Origin of the sequence: Eubacterium ramulus ATCC 29099 (assembly GCF_000469345.1) — a bacterium.
Classification (GTDB): domain Bacteria; phylum Bacillota; class Clostridia; order Lachnospirales; family Lachnospiraceae; genus Eubacterium_I; species Eubacterium_I ramulus.
This window is the reverse complement of sequence record NZ_KI271187.1, coordinates 70603-86479: the sequence shown is the minus strand read 5'-3', so window position 1 is coordinate 86479 and position 15877 is coordinate 70603. Positions and strand designations below refer to the sequence as shown.

At 45.6% G+C, this 15877-nt stretch carries 18 protein-coding genes and 2 tRNA genes; 3 read left to right on the top strand and 17 right to left on the bottom strand.

Features of this window, described 5'->3' with window-relative positions; genetic code table 11:
• Positions 1-205, top strand: a 205-nt coding sequence (locus tag HMPREF0373_RS17200) for a hypothetical protein (RefSeq protein WP_207638153.1), incomplete at its 5' end; no start/stop codon positions are given.
• Here HMPREF0373_RS17200 and HMPREF0373_RS15155 read toward each other — a convergent pair.
• The 10 genes from HMPREF0373_RS15155 to HMPREF0373_RS15110 all read right to left on the bottom strand — a co-directional run bounded on the left by HMPREF0373_RS15155 (position 187) and on the right by HMPREF0373_RS15110 (position 7430).
• Positions 187-276 (bottom strand) — tRNA-Ser (locus HMPREF0373_RS15155). The genes HMPREF0373_RS17200 and HMPREF0373_RS15155 overlap by 19 nt on opposite strands.
• 36 nt (positions 277-312) lie before the next feature.
• A tRNA-Ser gene (locus tag HMPREF0373_RS15150) sits at positions 313-398 on the bottom strand.
• 182 nt (positions 399-580) lie between these two features.
• Positions 581-1294 carry a 2-C-methyl-D-erythritol 4-phosphate cytidylyltransferase gene (gene ispD, locus HMPREF0373_RS15145; RefSeq protein WP_021740681.1) on the bottom strand — a complete coding sequence of 238 codons (714 nt, stop codon included), beginning with the start codon at positions 1292-1294 and terminating at the stop codon, positions 581-583.
• Between the two features lies 1 nt (position 1295).
• Complete coding sequence (gene tsaD, locus HMPREF0373_RS15140) at positions 1296-2321, bottom strand: tRNA (adenosine(37)-N6)-threonylcarbamoyltransferase complex transferase subunit TsaD (RefSeq protein WP_021740680.1); 1026 nt, start codon at positions 2319-2321, stop codon at positions 1296-1298.
• A gap of 98 nt (positions 2322-2419) precedes the next feature.
• Positions 2420-3331 carry a ribonuclease Z gene (locus HMPREF0373_RS15135; RefSeq protein ID WP_021740679.1) on the bottom strand — a complete coding sequence of 304 codons (912 nt, stop codon included), beginning with the start codon at positions 3329-3331 and terminating at the stop codon, positions 2420-2422.
• Positions 3325-3555, bottom strand: a complete 231-nt coding sequence (locus HMPREF0373_RS15130) for a hypothetical protein (RefSeq protein ID WP_021740678.1) — start codon at positions 3553-3555, stop codon at positions 3325-3327. The genes HMPREF0373_RS15135 and HMPREF0373_RS15130 overlap by 7 nt, the downstream gene beginning before the upstream one ends.
• The gene (gene rimI / locus HMPREF0373_RS15125) at positions 3552-4103 is read right to left on the bottom strand and encodes a ribosomal protein S18-alanine N-acetyltransferase (protein WP_021740677.1); all 552 of its coding nucleotides are present in this window, start codon (positions 4101-4103) and stop codon (positions 3552-3554) included. Before rimI ends, HMPREF0373_RS15130 begins: the two co-directional genes overlap by 4 nt.
• Position 4104: 1 nt before the next feature.
• Positions 4105-4824 (bottom strand): tRNA (adenosine(37)-N6)-threonylcarbamoyltransferase complex dimerization subunit type 1 TsaB, encoded by a 720-nt coding sequence (tsaB, locus tag HMPREF0373_RS15120; protein ID WP_021740676.1) that lies wholly within the window; start codon positions 4822-4824, stop codon positions 4105-4107.
• Complete coding sequence (gene tsaE / locus HMPREF0373_RS15115) at positions 4821-5255, bottom strand: tRNA (adenosine(37)-N6)-threonylcarbamoyltransferase complex ATPase subunit type 1 TsaE (protein WP_021740675.1); 435 nt, start codon at positions 5253-5255, stop codon at positions 4821-4823. Before tsaE ends, tsaB begins: the two co-directional genes overlap by 4 nt.
• Positions 5256-5276: 21 nt before the next feature.
• Positions 5277-7430 carry a Tex family protein gene (locus HMPREF0373_RS15110; protein WP_021740674.1) on the bottom strand — a complete coding sequence of 718 codons (2154 nt, stop codon included), beginning with the start codon at positions 7428-7430 and terminating at the stop codon, positions 5277-5279.
• 106 nt (positions 7431-7536) lie between these two features.
• Here HMPREF0373_RS15110 and HMPREF0373_RS16200 point away from each other — a divergent pair, with 106 nt between their 5' ends.
• A complete protein-coding gene (locus HMPREF0373_RS16200) occupies positions 7537-8019 on the top strand; it encodes a DUF4190 domain-containing protein (protein WP_021740673.1) in 483 nt (160 codons plus the stop codon).
• Here HMPREF0373_RS16200 and HMPREF0373_RS15100 read toward each other — a convergent pair.
• Positions 8014-8451, bottom strand: coding sequence for a DUF2752 domain-containing protein (locus HMPREF0373_RS15100; protein ID WP_021740672.1), 438 nt, complete (start codon positions 8449-8451; stop codon positions 8014-8016). The genes HMPREF0373_RS16200 and HMPREF0373_RS15100 overlap by 6 nt on opposite strands.
• A 55-nt stretch (positions 8452-8506) precedes the next feature.
• Between HMPREF0373_RS15100 and HMPREF0373_RS16195 the strand changes: the two genes are divergently transcribed.
• Positions 8507-9244 (top strand): DUF975 family protein, encoded by a 738-nt coding sequence (locus tag HMPREF0373_RS16195; RefSeq protein ID WP_021740671.1) that lies wholly within the window; start codon positions 8507-8509, stop codon positions 9242-9244.
• A gap of 160 nt (positions 9245-9404) precedes the next feature.
• Here the strand turns inward: HMPREF0373_RS16195 and HMPREF0373_RS15090 are convergent, their stop codons facing one another.
• The 6 genes from HMPREF0373_RS15090 to HMPREF0373_RS15065 form a co-directional block, all read right to left on the bottom strand.
• A complete protein-coding gene (locus tag HMPREF0373_RS15090) occupies positions 9405-10610 on the bottom strand; it encodes an aspartate kinase (RefSeq protein ID WP_021740670.1) in 1206 nt (401 codons plus the stop codon).
• A complete protein-coding gene (locus HMPREF0373_RS15085) occupies positions 10604-11815 on the bottom strand; it encodes a cofactor-independent phosphoglycerate mutase (RefSeq protein WP_021740669.1) in 1212 nt (403 codons plus the stop codon). The genes HMPREF0373_RS15090 and HMPREF0373_RS15085 overlap by 7 nt, the downstream gene beginning before the upstream one ends.
• A gap of 84 nt (positions 11816-11899) precedes the next feature.
• Positions 11900-13102, bottom strand: a complete 1203-nt coding sequence (locus HMPREF0373_RS15080; RefSeq protein ID WP_021740668.1) for a homoserine dehydrogenase — start codon at positions 13100-13102, stop codon at positions 11900-11902.
• 6 nt (positions 13103-13108) lie between these two features.
• Positions 13109-13552 (bottom strand): ACT domain-containing protein, encoded by a 444-nt coding sequence (locus tag HMPREF0373_RS15075; protein WP_021740667.1) that lies wholly within the window; start codon positions 13550-13552, stop codon positions 13109-13111.
• A gap of 228 nt (positions 13553-13780) precedes the next feature.
• Positions 13781-14623: a TPM domain-containing protein gene (locus HMPREF0373_RS15070; RefSeq protein WP_167618724.1), complete on the bottom strand. Its 843-nt coding sequence runs from the start codon at positions 14621-14623 to the stop codon at positions 13781-13783.
• Between the two features lie 21 nt (positions 14624-14644).
• Entirely contained in the window at positions 14645-15733 is a 1089-nt protein-coding gene (locus HMPREF0373_RS15065) for a TFIIB-type zinc ribbon-containing protein (RefSeq protein ID WP_044964863.1), read from the bottom strand.
• Between the last annotated feature and the right edge of the window lie 144 nt (positions 15734-15877).

Genomic DNA, 15877 nt, shown 5'->3' with positions numbered 1-15877 from the left:
TTCACTGTTCAGTTATCAAAGTTCTTTGTTTGTCGCCATTCAGCAACTTTTACATCTTACCAGATGTTCAATCACTTGTCAACAACTTTTTTATTTTTTTATTTGCTGTTCTTTGCAACAGCTCAATCATATTATCATGTATCCAATTGTTTGTCAACAACTTTTTTCATGGTTTTTGATTGATAGCGGAGAAGGAGGGATTTGAACCCTCGCGCCGCTGTTAACGACCTGCACCCTTTCCAGGGGTGTCCCTTCGGCCAGCTTGGGTACTTCTCCGAATAAACAATCTATGGTTACCGGCTTGGCCGATAACGGAGAGAGTGGGATTCGAACCCACGCGCCCTTGCGGACAAACGGTTTTCAAGACCGCCTCGTTATGACCACTTCGATATCTCTCCAATTGTAATGCGTTTCGAACCAACGCAAGAATGATTATACATAGAAACCAATACCTTGTCAACAAGTTTTTTCACTTTTTTTACATTTTTTTATATAGTGATGATGCCAGGGGCAAAAGCCCGAAACCACGATGTGTTTGCACAGGAGCGGTTTTAGGGCTTAATGCCCCGCCCCGATATGATCATAATAGTGGATATTCTGCGTTCAAAAAGGCTTCCGCAACAACCATATCTTCCGGCGTAGTGATCTTGATATTGTCATAACTTCCTTCATACAGCTTTACCGGTGTACACAGCATTGTCTCTACTACCATAGCATCATCGGTAATCTGAACAGCAGGCATATTCTGATACATCTGCTCATAGGCACCACGAATCAATGTATATTCAAATACTTGTGGTGTCTGTATTATCCATGTATATTTTCTCTCTGGTGTCCCTGTGACAAACCCCTGCTCATTGATCAGCTTAATGGTATCCTTGCTGGGTATTCCTGCTGCACAGGCATGATATTGTTCTACGGTATTCCGGGCGCGGCACAGAAGTGCATTATCGATAAACGGCCGCGCGCCATCATGAATATAAACATAATCAGCACCTTCCAATGCGCAGATTCCCCGATACACCGAGTCATAGCGCTCTTTTCCGCCTGCAATGACATGAGAAACTTTCTGAAATCCATAGTGTTCCACAATTTCCTTTTGGCAATATTCCTCCTGTCCCACACCGGTCACCAGCACAATTTCATCTATGAAACTCTCTTCAAATGCTTTGAGGGCATAGTACAGCACAGGTTTTCCCTTTAAACTCAGGTATTGCTTGGGGACATCACACTTCATGCGTGATCCTTTTCCTGCTGCCAGTACAATGGCGGCATGCCGTTTCCATTCTTTCATTTTATCGTTCTCCCAATTTTAGATTCGGGACTGCATTCAGATCCCATCCATGGCGGGTTCCTGCCATATACTCATAGTATGCTGCCGCACCGATCATTGCCGCATTATCTGTACATAGAATCGGTGACGGATGATAAAATGAGATGCCTCTCTTTTCACAGGCTGCACGCATGCCTTCCCGCAGTACACTGTTGGATGCCACACCACCTGCAATCGCCAACTTGTCAATTTCAAATGTTTCTGCCGCATGCATCGCATGTGCAATCAGAACATCTGTCACAGCTTTCTGGAATGAAGCTGCAATATCTGCCGGCACGATTTCAATATTTTTCATTTTACATCCATTGATATAGTTTAATACAGCTGATTTTACTCCACTGAAACTAAAGTCATACGGATTATCGTTGACTCTTGCTTTCGGGAATGGAATCGACATTGGATCACCATCCCGTGCTGCCTTTTCTATTTTCGGACCACCCGGATACCCCAGTCCAATTGCACGGGCCACTTTGTCAAAAGCCTCTCCGGCCGCATCATCTCTGGTTCTGCCAAGAATCTCATATTTACCATAATCTGATACTTTTACAAGGTGGGTATGACCGCCAGATACCACCAAACACAAAAATGGCGGCTCCAGATCTTTATTTTCTATATAATTGGCACTGATATGTCCCTCAATGTGATGAACACCAACCAGTGGGATTTTTTTCGCATAGCTGATTGCCTTTGCTGCTGCCACACCTACCAGAAGAGCCCCCACCAGCCCTGGTCCATAGGTGACACCGATAGCATCAATGTCATCCAGGCTCACATGTGCTTCATCCAGTGCTTCCTGAATGACCTGATTAATCTTTTCAATGTGCTTTCTGGATGCAATCTCCGGAACTACACCTCCATATAATGTATGTAATGCAATCTGTGATGAAATCACATTGGACAATACTTCTCTGCCATTTTTGACTACAGCAGCCGCTGTCTCATCACAGGAGCTTTCTATTGCAAGAATCAAAACATCTTTTTCTGCCATAATATTCTCCCATCTGCCGCATCTGATACGACACTTTTATCTGTTTATCCTTTTATCTGTTTATCTAACAGACGCCCTGTCTCTCCATCTGACCATGATCAGTTTTCTTCAAATTCCAGTTCTATGCTGCGGCCGTCTTTTCCAAGGGATGCCTCCGGAAAAATTTTGCGCACTTCGTCCATATAGCTTTCTGCTTTCGTCAGGGATGGGCTGAAATGGGTCAGCCACATAGCTCTGGCTTCTGCACTTTTTGCCAGACTTGCAGCCTCATAAAAAGTCATATGCTTGTACTGACGAGCCTTTGCCTCTTTCTCTTTCTCTGCATACATGCCCTCACAGATAAAGAGATCCGCCTGCTTCGCACATTCTGCGATTACCGGTACCGGGCGCGTATCGGTACAGTACGTCAGCTTGATTCCTTTTCGCTGCGGACCAAGAACCATATCCGATGTCAAGACGCGGCCTCCATCCTCAATCACCTCACCCTTCTGCAGACGGCTCCAGTATTTCTGCGGAATCTCCTGGTCACGGGCGCGTTCTACATCAAATCTGCCCTGCCGTTTGATCTCCAGCGTATAACCATAGCAAAGTACATTATGGTTTACCCGGAACGCATGGATGCAGTATCCATTCATCTCAAAATCCTGTTCACGCTCCGTAATCTCATGATATTCGATTGAGAACGGCAGTTCCGGTGCGATAATCCGCAATGCGTTTACCACACGTTCTAATCCTTTCGGACCGATCATGTGAACCGGTCTGGTACGCTCTGCATTTCCAAGGGTCAGCAAAAGACCCGGCAGTCCGCTGATATGGTCTGCATGATAATGAGTAAAACAGATCACATCCAGGTCATGTACACTCCAGCCTTTTTCCCGGATTGCCACCTGCGTGCCCTCACCGCAGTCAATGAGCAGATTACTTCCATTATATCGCGTCATCAACGCAGTTAATTTTCGGTACGGAAGCGGCATCATACCACCGGTACCAAGTAAACATACATCTAACATTCAAATATTTCCGTCCTTTCCACGGTTTGCGGCGGAATCCGAAACTGTGCTATCCACTGTTCCATGCAAAATTCACAGATATCCGCCGTCTGCCTGGTTCCATCTTTGCCGGAAAAATATCCCCAGGTCTTCTCAAAGTGAAAAAAGTCTTCCGTTTCCCGGCTATATCCCTCCGGAATCTTTTTTCCACAGCAATTACAATATAATATCCCTGCCTCTCTCACGCTTTTATCCTCCGTGTCAGATCACAACACATGACAATGGCATGCTCTGTCGGTTTTCGATAAAAATTCTTGCGAAGCCCACAGGACTCAAATCCATGTTTCTCATACAGCTGCTGTGCGGGAATGTTGCTCTGTCGCACTTCCAGATAGATTTTCTCAGCTCCACGCTTCTGTGCTTCCATAAAAGCAGTATCTAAAATAGCATCTGCAATCCCTTGTTTTCGACACTCCGGCCGCACAGCCACATTTGTAATCTCTCCTTCATCCAGAGACAGATAAATGCCACAATATCCCACCGGAACCTGCTGTGTATCCTCTGCCACCATCATCAATGCCTCCGGCTGTTTCAGAGCATCTGAAAATGCCTGTTCACTCCACGGTTCTGAGAAACATTCCGCTTCGAGAAGTGCCACCGAAGGAACATCCTCCGGCCGCATCTCACGAACTATCCGTTTTTCTTCTCCAGTCTTCATACTTTTGGAAACGTTCTCATCACATTTCAACGTATTTTCTTCGCATTTTTCCATATTTTTCAAAATGTTACTCATACTATGCCCCGGTATGCTGCTTTTCTAACATTTCCTGACGTTCCCGCTCTGCCTGGGACAGACGCAGATAGTCGGGACAGTGTTCTGCCGCTGTCTCAAATCTGCCTTCTTTTGCATACTGAAGGCCCAGCCATGCCACAGCACCCGCACGCTGCTTGTTCATATGTGCCGGTGCATAATCATGCTGCACCTGACAGTTTTCTTCTATATAGTCGCGGAATACCGCCACACCGTCACCCAAAAAGGTCACCGGTTTTCCGATCTCATTAATCTGTGCCACGATATCGCTGATGCCGACGGCACATTGCTGCTGAATGGTCTGCAGCTCTCCGTTTTTAAATTTATAAATACCGGTATAGGTCTGCCGGCGTCTCGCATCCATCAATGGACAGATCAGTGCCTGATGTCCCCAAAGGTTGCAGGCAAGGGCGTCCACAGTCGGAATATGGATCAGTGGTTTATCCAAGGCCAGCCCCAGCCCTTTGGCAGTTGCAGAACCGATACGAAGTCCGGTAAAAGATCCCGGTCCTGCTGCTACTGCAATGGCATCAATGCTGTTCAGATCCAGATCGATCATTTTTGCCACTTCATCCAACATCGGAAGCAGTGTCTGTGAATGTGTTTTTTTGTAATTTACCGTATACTCGCCCAGCATGTTGTCATCTTCCACAAGAGCCACACTGGCTACGAGTCCGGAACTGTCTAAGGCTAAAATTTTCATGCGCGATGCACCTCCCTGATGGTTATTGTACGATAGTCAAAGCCTTTTTCCAGATCTTTTTCAATCTGTACTTCCTGGTAATCCTGTGGCAGAATCTCTTCGATCAGGTTCGCCCACTCGATCATGGTGACACCGCTGCCATAGAAATAATCCTCATAACCGATCTCATCCATCTCCTCGATATCACCAATCCGATATACATCAAAATGATAAAACGGAAGTCTTCCTTCCTCATACACCTGCACAATGGTAAAGGTCGGGCTGCTGATGGGTTCTGTAATCCCGAGTCCATCTGCAAATCCCTGGGTAAATACCGTTTTTCCCACACCGAGATCACCGATCAATGTCAGAACATCCCCCGGTTTTGCTTCACTGCCCAGCTTTTTTCCCAATGCATAGGTCTCTTCTGCTGAAAATGTCTCTATCTTCATATATCTGTTTCCTCGTCTGATTTATTTATCTGCTTTTATCTTCATAGTCAGTGCAATCCGTTTCTTTGCCACATCCACGCTAATCACCTGAACATCTACGATATCACCGACGGATACTGCTTCCAGCGGATGTTTGATAAAACGGTCACAGATCTGTGAAATATGCACCAGACCGTCCTGATGAACACCTATATCTACGAATGCGCCAAAATCAATGACATTCCGCACCGTTCCCTTTAAGATCATTCCCGGTTTCAGGTCTTTCATCTCAAGGACATCCGTGCGCAGGATTGGTTTTGGCATGTCCTCACGCGGATCTCTGCCTGGTTTTTCCAGTTCCCCGACAATATCCCGCAGAGTCAGTTCACCGGTTCCAAGCTCCTCCGCCAGTTTTTTATAATCACGGATTTTTTTATGCAATCCCGGAACTGCACCTTTTTTCAGTTCATCTTTCGAGTAACCAAGCTGTTTTAACAATGCTTCTGCCACTCCATAGCTCTCCGGATGGACGCTTGTGGCATCCAGCGGCTGCGTGCTCTCACTGATGCGCAGGAATCCCGCACACTGCTCAAAAGCCTTCGGTCCCAGTTTTGCTACTTTCAACAATTCTTTTCGATTCTTAAATATACCATTTTCTTCCCGGTATGCAACAATATTTTTTGCAATTGTTTTGTTAATGCCGGATACATGCTCCAACAATGGCACAGATGCAGTGTTCAGATCCACACCTACTTTATTGACACAGTCTTCCACAACGCCTTCCAGTGCCTCACTCAGACGCTTCTGGTTCATATCATGCTGATACTGGCCAACACCAATGGATTTTGGATCGATCTTTACCAATTCTGCCAGCGGATCCTGCAGTCTCCGGGCAATAGATGCGGCACTTCGCTGTCCTACGTCAAAATTCGGAAATTCTTCCGTAGCAAGCTTGCTGGCTGAATATACGCTGGCCCCTGCCTCATTTACGATCACATACTGTACCGGAGTTGAGAGTTCCTTCAACAGTTCCACAATCACCTGCTCTGATTCTCTGGAAGCAGTTCCGTTTCCTACCGAAATCAGGGTAATATGATATTTTGCGATCAGTTTTTTCAAAACAGCCTTCGCCTCTGCAACTTTGTTCTGTGGTGCTGTCGGGAAGATCACTACGGTGTCCAGCACTTTTCCCGTGGCATCTACCACAGCAAGTTTACATCCGGTACGGAACGCCGGATCCCAGCCAAGTACTACCTGACCGCGGATTGGCGGCTGCATCAGCAGCTGCTCCAGATTTTTTCCAAAGACACGGATCGCACCCTCCTGTGCGGACTCTGTCAGTGCATTGCGGATTTCCCGTTCAATAGCCGGTGCGATCAGTCGCTCATAACTGTCCGCCACAGCCGCTTTTAAATATGGTGTTGTATATGGATTATCCCTGTGCAGCGTTTTTTTCTCCAGATAACGGATGATCTCATCCTCCGGAGCCTCCAGTTTTACCGTCAGCACTTTTTCCTTTTCTCCACGATTTAATGCCAGAATCCGATGTCCGGCCAGTTTTGCCACAGGCTCTTCAAAATCATAATACATCTCGTATACAGATTCTGTCTCTTTATCCTTCGCACCGGAAGTCAGAGTACCTTTTTTCATAGTTTTCTCACGGATATAGCTCCGATAATCTGCCTCATCCGCGATAGCCTCCGCTACAATGTCCATGGCTCCCTGAAGTGCATCCTCCGCCGTCGCCACACCTTTTTCCTCTGAAATGTAGCCTGCGGCCTCTTCCAGCGCCGGATGATCCAGCTGCTGCAGTAACAATACGTTCGCCAGCGGTTCCAGTCCACGCTCCTTGGCAATGGTGGCACGAGTGCGGCGTTTCGGGCGATACGGGCGATACAGATCATCCACTGCCACCAGTGTCTCCGCTGCCAGAATTTGCTGTTTTAATGCATCCGTCAGCTTACCCTGTTCCTCAATGGAAGAAATGACCTGTTCCTTCTTTTCCTCCAGGTTTCGCAGGTAATTCAACCGTTCATATAGATTTCTGAGCACTTCATCGTTCAGTGCTCCGGTTGCTTCCTTTCGATAACGGGAAATAAACGGAATCGTATTACCCTCATCGATTAATTTGACAGCTGCCTGTGCCTGTCCCGGTCGTATCTGTAATTCTTCTGCAAGTTTTCTGATAATATCCATATATCTAACTTTCCTTTCTTAAACGGCTATAGTGTATCATACATTCTTCCGGTTGTCATTTTCTGATGCACATGTTAGAATCATTGTCTAAAGGAGGCACAAAAACATGTATGAACAAAATGAAAATCCATGGAACGATCCTCAAGATTCGCAGAGTCAGCAGGAAATGTACCATCGCAATCCCGAACCGGGAAATGCATCCAACGGTTTGGCTGTCGCTGCCCTGATCTGTTCCGTTCTCAGTATTGTATCTGTTTGTTGTCTGTACGGTGCATTTGTCTTTGGCGGTCTTGCAATCATTTTTGCACTGCTTTCCAGAGGCGCCCGAAAAAAGACATACGGAGCTGCACACACCGCCCTGCTCATAGGAACTGCCGGTGTCCTGATCAGCGTAGTCATCACCATCGGAAGTTTCATTACTGTCAGCCGTCAGTATGGTGGTTTTGACAAATTTCTGGAGCGTTATACTTACACTCTGGAACAAAATTTCGGTATCGACCTGAATCCAGGCAGCGATAATTCCGGGACCGACAATGGTTCCAACGGAACTTCCATCTTTGACAATAATGGTTCCGGAGACTATTTATAAAAACGGTTCCACACCTGTTTTTATATAAAACAGATTTTTTACTACAAAATGAATGACCACAATAACAAGGGCGGCATACACCCATGTGTCACGGTATTTCATGCCGATGGGAAGCCGGTGTCCGCTGATGCGGTCTATCGTCTGGCTGATCATAAACCAGGCAAATACGACTGCTGCATAAAATATCATCGGAAAATCCACCGCACTCACGAAAATTTTCCCGGAAAGCAATGCCCGAAGACTTCGGGTTCCGCCGCATCCCGGGCAAAAATAACCCGTCAGCGTATAAAATACACACGGACGCGTTCCAAAGGACAGGACAAAATGCGGAAACAGCATCTTTTTTGCAATTTTCCAAACACAAAGGATGAACAAAAAAATCCATCCACAACGATATAATCTTGTCTCCAGCATTGGTTCTGATTCTTTCATTTTTGCTTTCTCCTTGTTCTCACACTATTTTAACAGATTGGAGCATGATATCAATATGAAATCTTTTGCAGATTTAAAAGCAAATGCCAGAAGTGCTTTGCTTGGACGTTACAGTGTGCTCATTGGTGCCGGCATTCTTGCCTGGCTCATTGCCGCACTGCTTGAAATTCCATTTTCCCGCATGCTGCAGGAAGGATTTTACTATATCCACATATTCCGGGTTATCTGGGCTTATGCCGGCATGCTGTTTGTCGGCCTGATCGGAGCGCTGTTCAATATCGGCATCACTCACATGCATATGGAATCAGCCAGAGACATCCGACCACAGTTTTCAGATCTTCTGTATCCATTTCGAAACCGACCGGACAAGTTTATCGGCTGTGAGCTTATCCTTATCCTGATTTCCTTTGTCTGCACACTTCCGGGAGCTGCTGTTTCCGCGATTGCAGCATTGCGCTCAGCCGTCCTGACATCGCTGGTACTCAGTTCTCAGCTGATCACCGGATTGATTCTGCTGGCTATCGGTTTCGTTGTCCAGCTCATACTTGGTCTGGCTTTTTCCCAAGCTACCTACCTGCTCCTCGATCATCCGGATTACCGGGTATTGGAAGCACTTCGCGAAAGTTTTCGCCTGATGAAAGGTCGTAAACTGCACTATTTTCTGCTGCAGCTTTCTTTCATCGGCTGGTGGCTGCTTGGTATTCTGACACTGGGTCTTGGTTTTTTGTGGATCATTCCTTATATGCTTCAGACAAATACCCAGTTCTATCTGAATCTGAAAGAGTTCTCATAACAAAGTTCTCATTCAGAACATATGCTATCGCACAAAAAAGCAGGATTACTTCTATCCAATGAAATAATCCTGCTTTTTCTATCCAAGTCGAACGCATGTAAGGCTTGGTGCCTGATTCTGATCAGCGAAAGCTGATATAATGAATAAAATCGGAACGCTATTAGTCCTCGATAAATCTGTCATGTGCTGCACGCATTGCTTTATCTACATCTTTCTCATCTACCAGAACCGTTACACGGATCTCAGATGTTCCGATCATACGGATGTTTACACCAATGTTATACAGCGCCTCAAACATACCTGCTGCTACGCCCGGATGTGTCTGCATTCCGGCTCCGACAATAGACAATTTCGCAACGGTCGGATCTGCTTCGATTTTCTGAGCTTTGATACGTGCATGGTTCTCCTCCAATGCTTTTACAGCCTCATCCATCTGATCACGGGATACGGTAAAGGAAATATCCTTTGTGCCATCACGACCGATCGACTGTAAAATGATATCTACATTAATATTTTTCTTTGCCAGAAGATCAAAGACCTTAAATGCCATTCCCGGCTCATCCTTAATACCAATAACTGCGATTCTCGCTGCATTTTTATCTACTGCTACGCCACTAACAAGCATGCCTTCCATTTCTGTTTCCTCCTTAACAATTGTTCCCTCTGCTCTGTTTAAACTTGAACGTACAACCAACTGCACACCATATTTTTTCGCAAGTTCAACAGAACGGTTGTGAAGAACTTTCGCTCCAAGTGTTGCCAATTCAAGCATCTCATCGTATGTAATTTCTTTCAATTTTTTTGCGTTTGGAACCACACGCGGATCTGCGGTGTATACACCCTCTACGTCTGTGTAGATCTCACAGGCATCTGCATGCAGTGCTGCTGCCAGGGCTACCGCTGTGGTATCAGAACCTCCACGTCCCAGTGTTGTGATATCGTCGTATTTATTGACTCCCTGGAAACCGGTAATGATAACAATTCTTCTCTGTTCCAGTTCATTGAAAATACGCTCGGTATCAATTCGTTTGAATTTTGCATTGCTGTACGCTGATGTTGTATGCATAACTACCTGAAATGCATTCAAAGATACGGCAGAAACGCCCAGAGACTGCATAGCCATGGACATTAATGCAACAGATGTCTGCTCTCCGGTTGCCAGGAGCATATCCATCTCTCTCTTGGAAGCTTTCGGATTGATGTCGCGTGCCATCTCAATGAGACGGTCTGTTGTCTTTCCCATTGCGGACAGAACAACAACCACATCATTTCCTACTTCATAATCTTCGATACATCTCTTTGCTACATTAAAAATTCTTTCTTTATCAGCCACAGAACTGCCGCCGAATTTTTTTACAATTAGCATGTCTTCCTCCCAAATAAGTAATCTATGATTTCATGGCCACACGCCACGTAGTTTCCACTGGCCTCACCTTCAGCTTCATTGTACTTCCAGTCATGTTGCTGAGGTTTTGTGCTGTCATATAAAAGATACGGCACACTGTCAGATGAATGCGTCCGCATGCAGATTGGCGTAGGATGATCCGGAAGAACTAACATTCGAAAATCCTCTCCCGCTGCTTCAAGTCCTTCCTTCACTGGCTTGATAATCCGTGAATCCAGATATTCAATTGCCTTCACCTTACGCTCAACGCTGCCCTGATGACCCATCTCATCCGGAGCCTCAACGTGGATATACGCAAAATCATATCCCTCTTTGGTCAATACGTCAATTGCTGCCTGCGCTTTTCCTTCATAATTTGTATTCAGACCACCGTTTGCGCCCTCTACTTCCACGACTTTCATGGATGCACCTACGGCAATTCCTTTCAACAGATCTACGGCAGAGATCATCGCACCTTTCAGCTGTGTTTTCTCTTCAAAGGAAGAAAGAGCCGGCTTTGTACCCGCACCCCAGAACCAGCAGGAGTTTGCCGGATTCAGGCCGTTCTTCTTCCGTTCTACATTAATCGGATGGTTTACGAGAATATCATAACTTTTCCTCATCATCTCACGAAGTACAGCATCCTCCGGAAGATACTGTCCGATTGTCTGCCCCAGCACATCATGTGGCTGTGTCAGTTCAACCACTTCTCCCTTATCCCAGATCAACAAATGGCGGTAGCTGGTTCCCACATAAAACTTGTAAGTTTCATTCTCCAGCCCTTCCCGAACTGCATCTAACAAAACTGCTGCATCTGCAGTGCTGATCTCACCGGAACTGTGATCGATAATCGTACGTTCCTCATAATTCTCCTCTTCCTCAGACAAAGTCACCAGATTGCAGCGAAGTGCAATATCCGTATCCTTCATGTCAACGCCAATACTCAACGCTTCCAGTGGAGAACGTCCGGAATAATAAATTCTCGGATTATATCCAAGCACTGACAGGTTCGCGGTATCACTGCCCGGCTTCATGCCCTCCGGAATCGTATGAACCATTCCGATTTCTGATACTGCTGCCAGCTGATCCATCTCCGGCGTGTCTGCATAGGAAAGCGGGGTCTGATCACCAAGTTCCGCAATCGGACGGTCTGCCATTCCATCTCCTAAAACCACCACGTATTTCATCACTTTTTACCTCTGTTTACTTTTTTATTTTCTTATCAACAAACAATCTATCATCTCTGCATCTTTTTACGCAGTAATGATTCTTTATTTTACACGAATGGACTGAAGCACAGCACCGATCTGCCCCTCTGCTTTATCATATGCAGCCCCATCCATCTCGGCTGTTATAAATGCACACTCTCCGGTAACACCTTCTGCCTGTACATATTCCACTGCACCAAAAGCCTGCTCAATAGCAGCTTTCTCTGCTGTAGTACGGACAAAATATCTGTTTTTCAACTGTTTGTAATCAGCAAGTTCCAGTTTTTCCTCACGCCATTCCACCGGAATATTTTCATCCAGATGTCTTGCAATCTCAACAATATCACCCACAACAGCACTTGCGGTCGGAAGTTTGCCTGCTCCACTTCCGTAAAACATTGCATCGCCCAGTACATTGCCATGTACAAACACTGCATTGAATACATCATTGACATTGTACAGCGGATGTTCCGGTGCCAACATAAACGGTGCTACCAGTGCACAGTAACTGTCTCCGGTCTTGTAGCTGGAAGCAAGAAGTTTGATACTTCTTCCCAATGCTTTCGCATATTTGATATCGGTTGCTGTAATCTTTGTGATTCCTTCTGTATGGATGTCCTGGAAATCAACCTGCTGCCCACATACCAGAGATGTGAGAATCGCAATCTTTCTGCAGGCATCATGTCCCTCGATATCAGCGGTCGGATCTGCTTCTGCATATCCTTTCTGCTGTGCATCTTTCAGTACATCTTCGAACTCAGAACCTTCTGAAGACATTTTTGTCATCATATAGTTGGTTGTTCCGTTCAGAATGCCGGATACTTCCTCAATCACATCTGCTGTCAGGCAGGAATTTAACGGACGGATGATTGGAATACCGCCACCTACACTTGCCTCAAACATGCAGTTCACATTTTTTTCCTTTGCAATGCGGATGAGCTCTGCACCTTTCTCTGCGATCAGTGCCTTGTTAGAAGTAGCAAAATGCTTACCACTCTCCAGCGCCTGTTTCGCAAATGTGTATGCCGGCTCCACACCACCCATGGCTTCCACCACGATTGCGATCTCCGGATCGTTTTTGATAACCGCATAATCATGTACGATCTTATCTTCCATCGGATCTCCCGGAAATTCACGCAGATCCAGGACATACTTGATAGATATTTCGTCTCCTACGCGTTTTGTGATACTCTCTTTGTTTACTTTTAATACTTCCGCCACACCGGAACCAATCGTACCGTAACCTAATACTGCAATCTGAATCATCGTTTGTCACTCCCTTGCTAATATTTTTAAATAATGAATGCCCTGTTGCTGCTCAATGGTATCTACCATCTGCGAGATATCACCAGTTTCATTTAACACATCCACGCTCAGTGTCAGTGAAGCAATTCCGTTGACCGGAATACTCTGATGAATCGTCAGGATATTGGCATGATAATCTGCCACGATCCGCAATACTACGGACAACAGTCCCGGTTCATCATCCAACTGAATCACCATGGTGATTGTCTTTCCCTTTGCATTATCATGAAATGGGAAAATATCATCTTTGTATTTATAAAAAGAACTCCGGCTGATGCCGACATTCTCTGCTGCCTCCTGTACGGAAACTGCCTTGCCTGAATCCAGCAAACGTTTTGCCTCTACTACCTTCAGTAAAACCTCCGGCACTGCTTTCTGCTTCAGGACAAAATATTTTGTTTTTTCTGCCATTGTGTCCCCCTTATGTGTGTTTCACAGAAATACATCTGTTTTCACAGTAAAGATATAGTATCATAATCAAATCTTGTATGCAACCCTGTTTTTTGTGTTTTTCAAGATACCAACGATGTCAGCACACGAAAAACTGCTCTTTTTTGATAAAAAATCCAACTTGATCATACAGATTGCTCCGTGCTTTGCACTCCCACAATCCTTCTGATAAAAAAAGACCGGGGATTCTTAAAATCCCCGGCCGCCGCCACCAAATGTGCGTCCGCCCGCACCCTGATGAACCGTGCTTGTATTTCCGCCATCACCATTTTTCGGTGGATCTTTCGGAATTTTTCTGCGCGTCACATATTGACGCACAAAATGATCTTCATTTGTACGCAGCTTTACTGTCGCATGTTCTCTGGCATTGTACCGGTATCTTCCAAATTTCAACCGGTATTTTCCGGTGATAAACAGGCAGAACCCCGCACACACCACTCCTCCGACAACAATTGCCAGCAGGATATCCTTCAAATCCAGCAGCCGCACATTACTGCCGGATACATCCCGATAGATTCCCTGATCGGCATCATATACAGAAGAATGATCCGGCTTTCCTTCCTGATAAAAAGTCACAGTATCATTCAACATTGCAATCATCGCCTGATAATAATCTCCGTCTCCGGCATATGCCGTGGCATCATCCAGTAATTCATTCAAACGTGTATCGCCGACGTACTCATAAGCTTCGCCGCCAGTTGCAATATAAAACAAACGTGCATTCATATCCAGTACAAAAGCAATTCCGTTGTCTTTTTCTGTGTATTCATTAAATTTTTCTTCCGCATAACTCTGCGTCGATCCTACTGAACTGTCATTTACCGTCAAAAACATAAGATCCCATCCGGTTTCTTCCTCTGCCACATTAACAGCTGCTGTAAGCTCTGAAATCTCACTGTCGGAAAACAATCCCGCATCATCATATACCTGACGCCCTGCTGCCTGTGCAGAAACTGCCACACCCACGCTGAGCATAAGACATACTACGATTCCTGCCAGCCAAAGCAGCCACTGCTCTCTTCTTTTTGTCATTCTCATTTTCCTCTCCCAGAATCAGAATATAAAGTAGCCAAGCAACAGCATGATCACCAGTGCTATACCGCCACACAACGCACCAAACAGAAATACTTTTTTCCGGTCAACCGGAAGTTCTCCATACGTTTTTCCATTCTGACCATTCATGGAGTAATAATACATCTTCCCATTCATCCCTTTATAAGTCACAGTCCACACCGGAAGCAGCGTGTACTTCCACTGTTCCCGGATCGGTCTGATATGATCTGAAAGTATATGTACGCCGTTATATCCGTGAATCGTATCTTCCAGCAGATCTCTGGTGCAATTTTCCACTTCGCGATGTACTTCCTCCTCCAGTTCTTTCCGTTCAATATCACGTTTTTCCGCATAGAAACCGGACAGATATCCCATCCGGAATTCTGCTGCTTTGGAAAAATCATAAGGAAGTACACCTTCCGCCAGTAAATTATCGGTTTTTTTCAGTGCGTGCTTGGTGATTTCCCGCAGTGACACATGGCCTTCCCGTTCCATACGATAAATTCTCGTCTCCGTAAATTCCTCATCTCCGGAAACCCACACCCGCACTTTATTTCCTTCTGCGGTCAGGCTTCCTTCCACCTCTGCATCACAGACCCAATATGGGAAATAAATGCCTGTCAGTTTTTCAATCTGATTTTTCTGAAAAAATGCATTCGGCACAAATTTCTTTTTGTGTACAAAATCAAGGAAATGTTCCTCTGCCTGTTTCCGGTCAATCTCAAAAGGAATAATCTGATCCGGATGAAACGCTCCTGATAATTGTTCTGACAGCAATACCGGATTGTGACAATAATAACAAAACGTTGCTGCTGTCGTCTGATCGGTCACGATCTGTGCCCCACAGCTCGGGCAGGTATACAGCACTGCAGCATCTTCAGCACCTGCTGTTCTTTGCTGTGTGTGATTGTCAGAAGTATCTTCACGCTCTTGCACCACATCAGACGCCGCCTGTGTCGCTGCCTCTTCGGTACTGATCTCATCCAGCGCAAAATCAGAACCGCAATATTCACATTTATATTTCTGACTTTTCGGGTCAAAAATCAATTCGCCCCCACAATTCGGGCATTTCATACTGACTGTCGCCATATTCATCCTCTTATGCTTTCGGTTTTCCACATTCTGCACAGAATTTTCCGGTATTTACTGCTCCACAGGAACAGGTCCACGGTGCCGCCGGTGCCGGTTTTCCACATTCCGTACAGAATTTTCCGGTATTTTCTGTCCCACAGG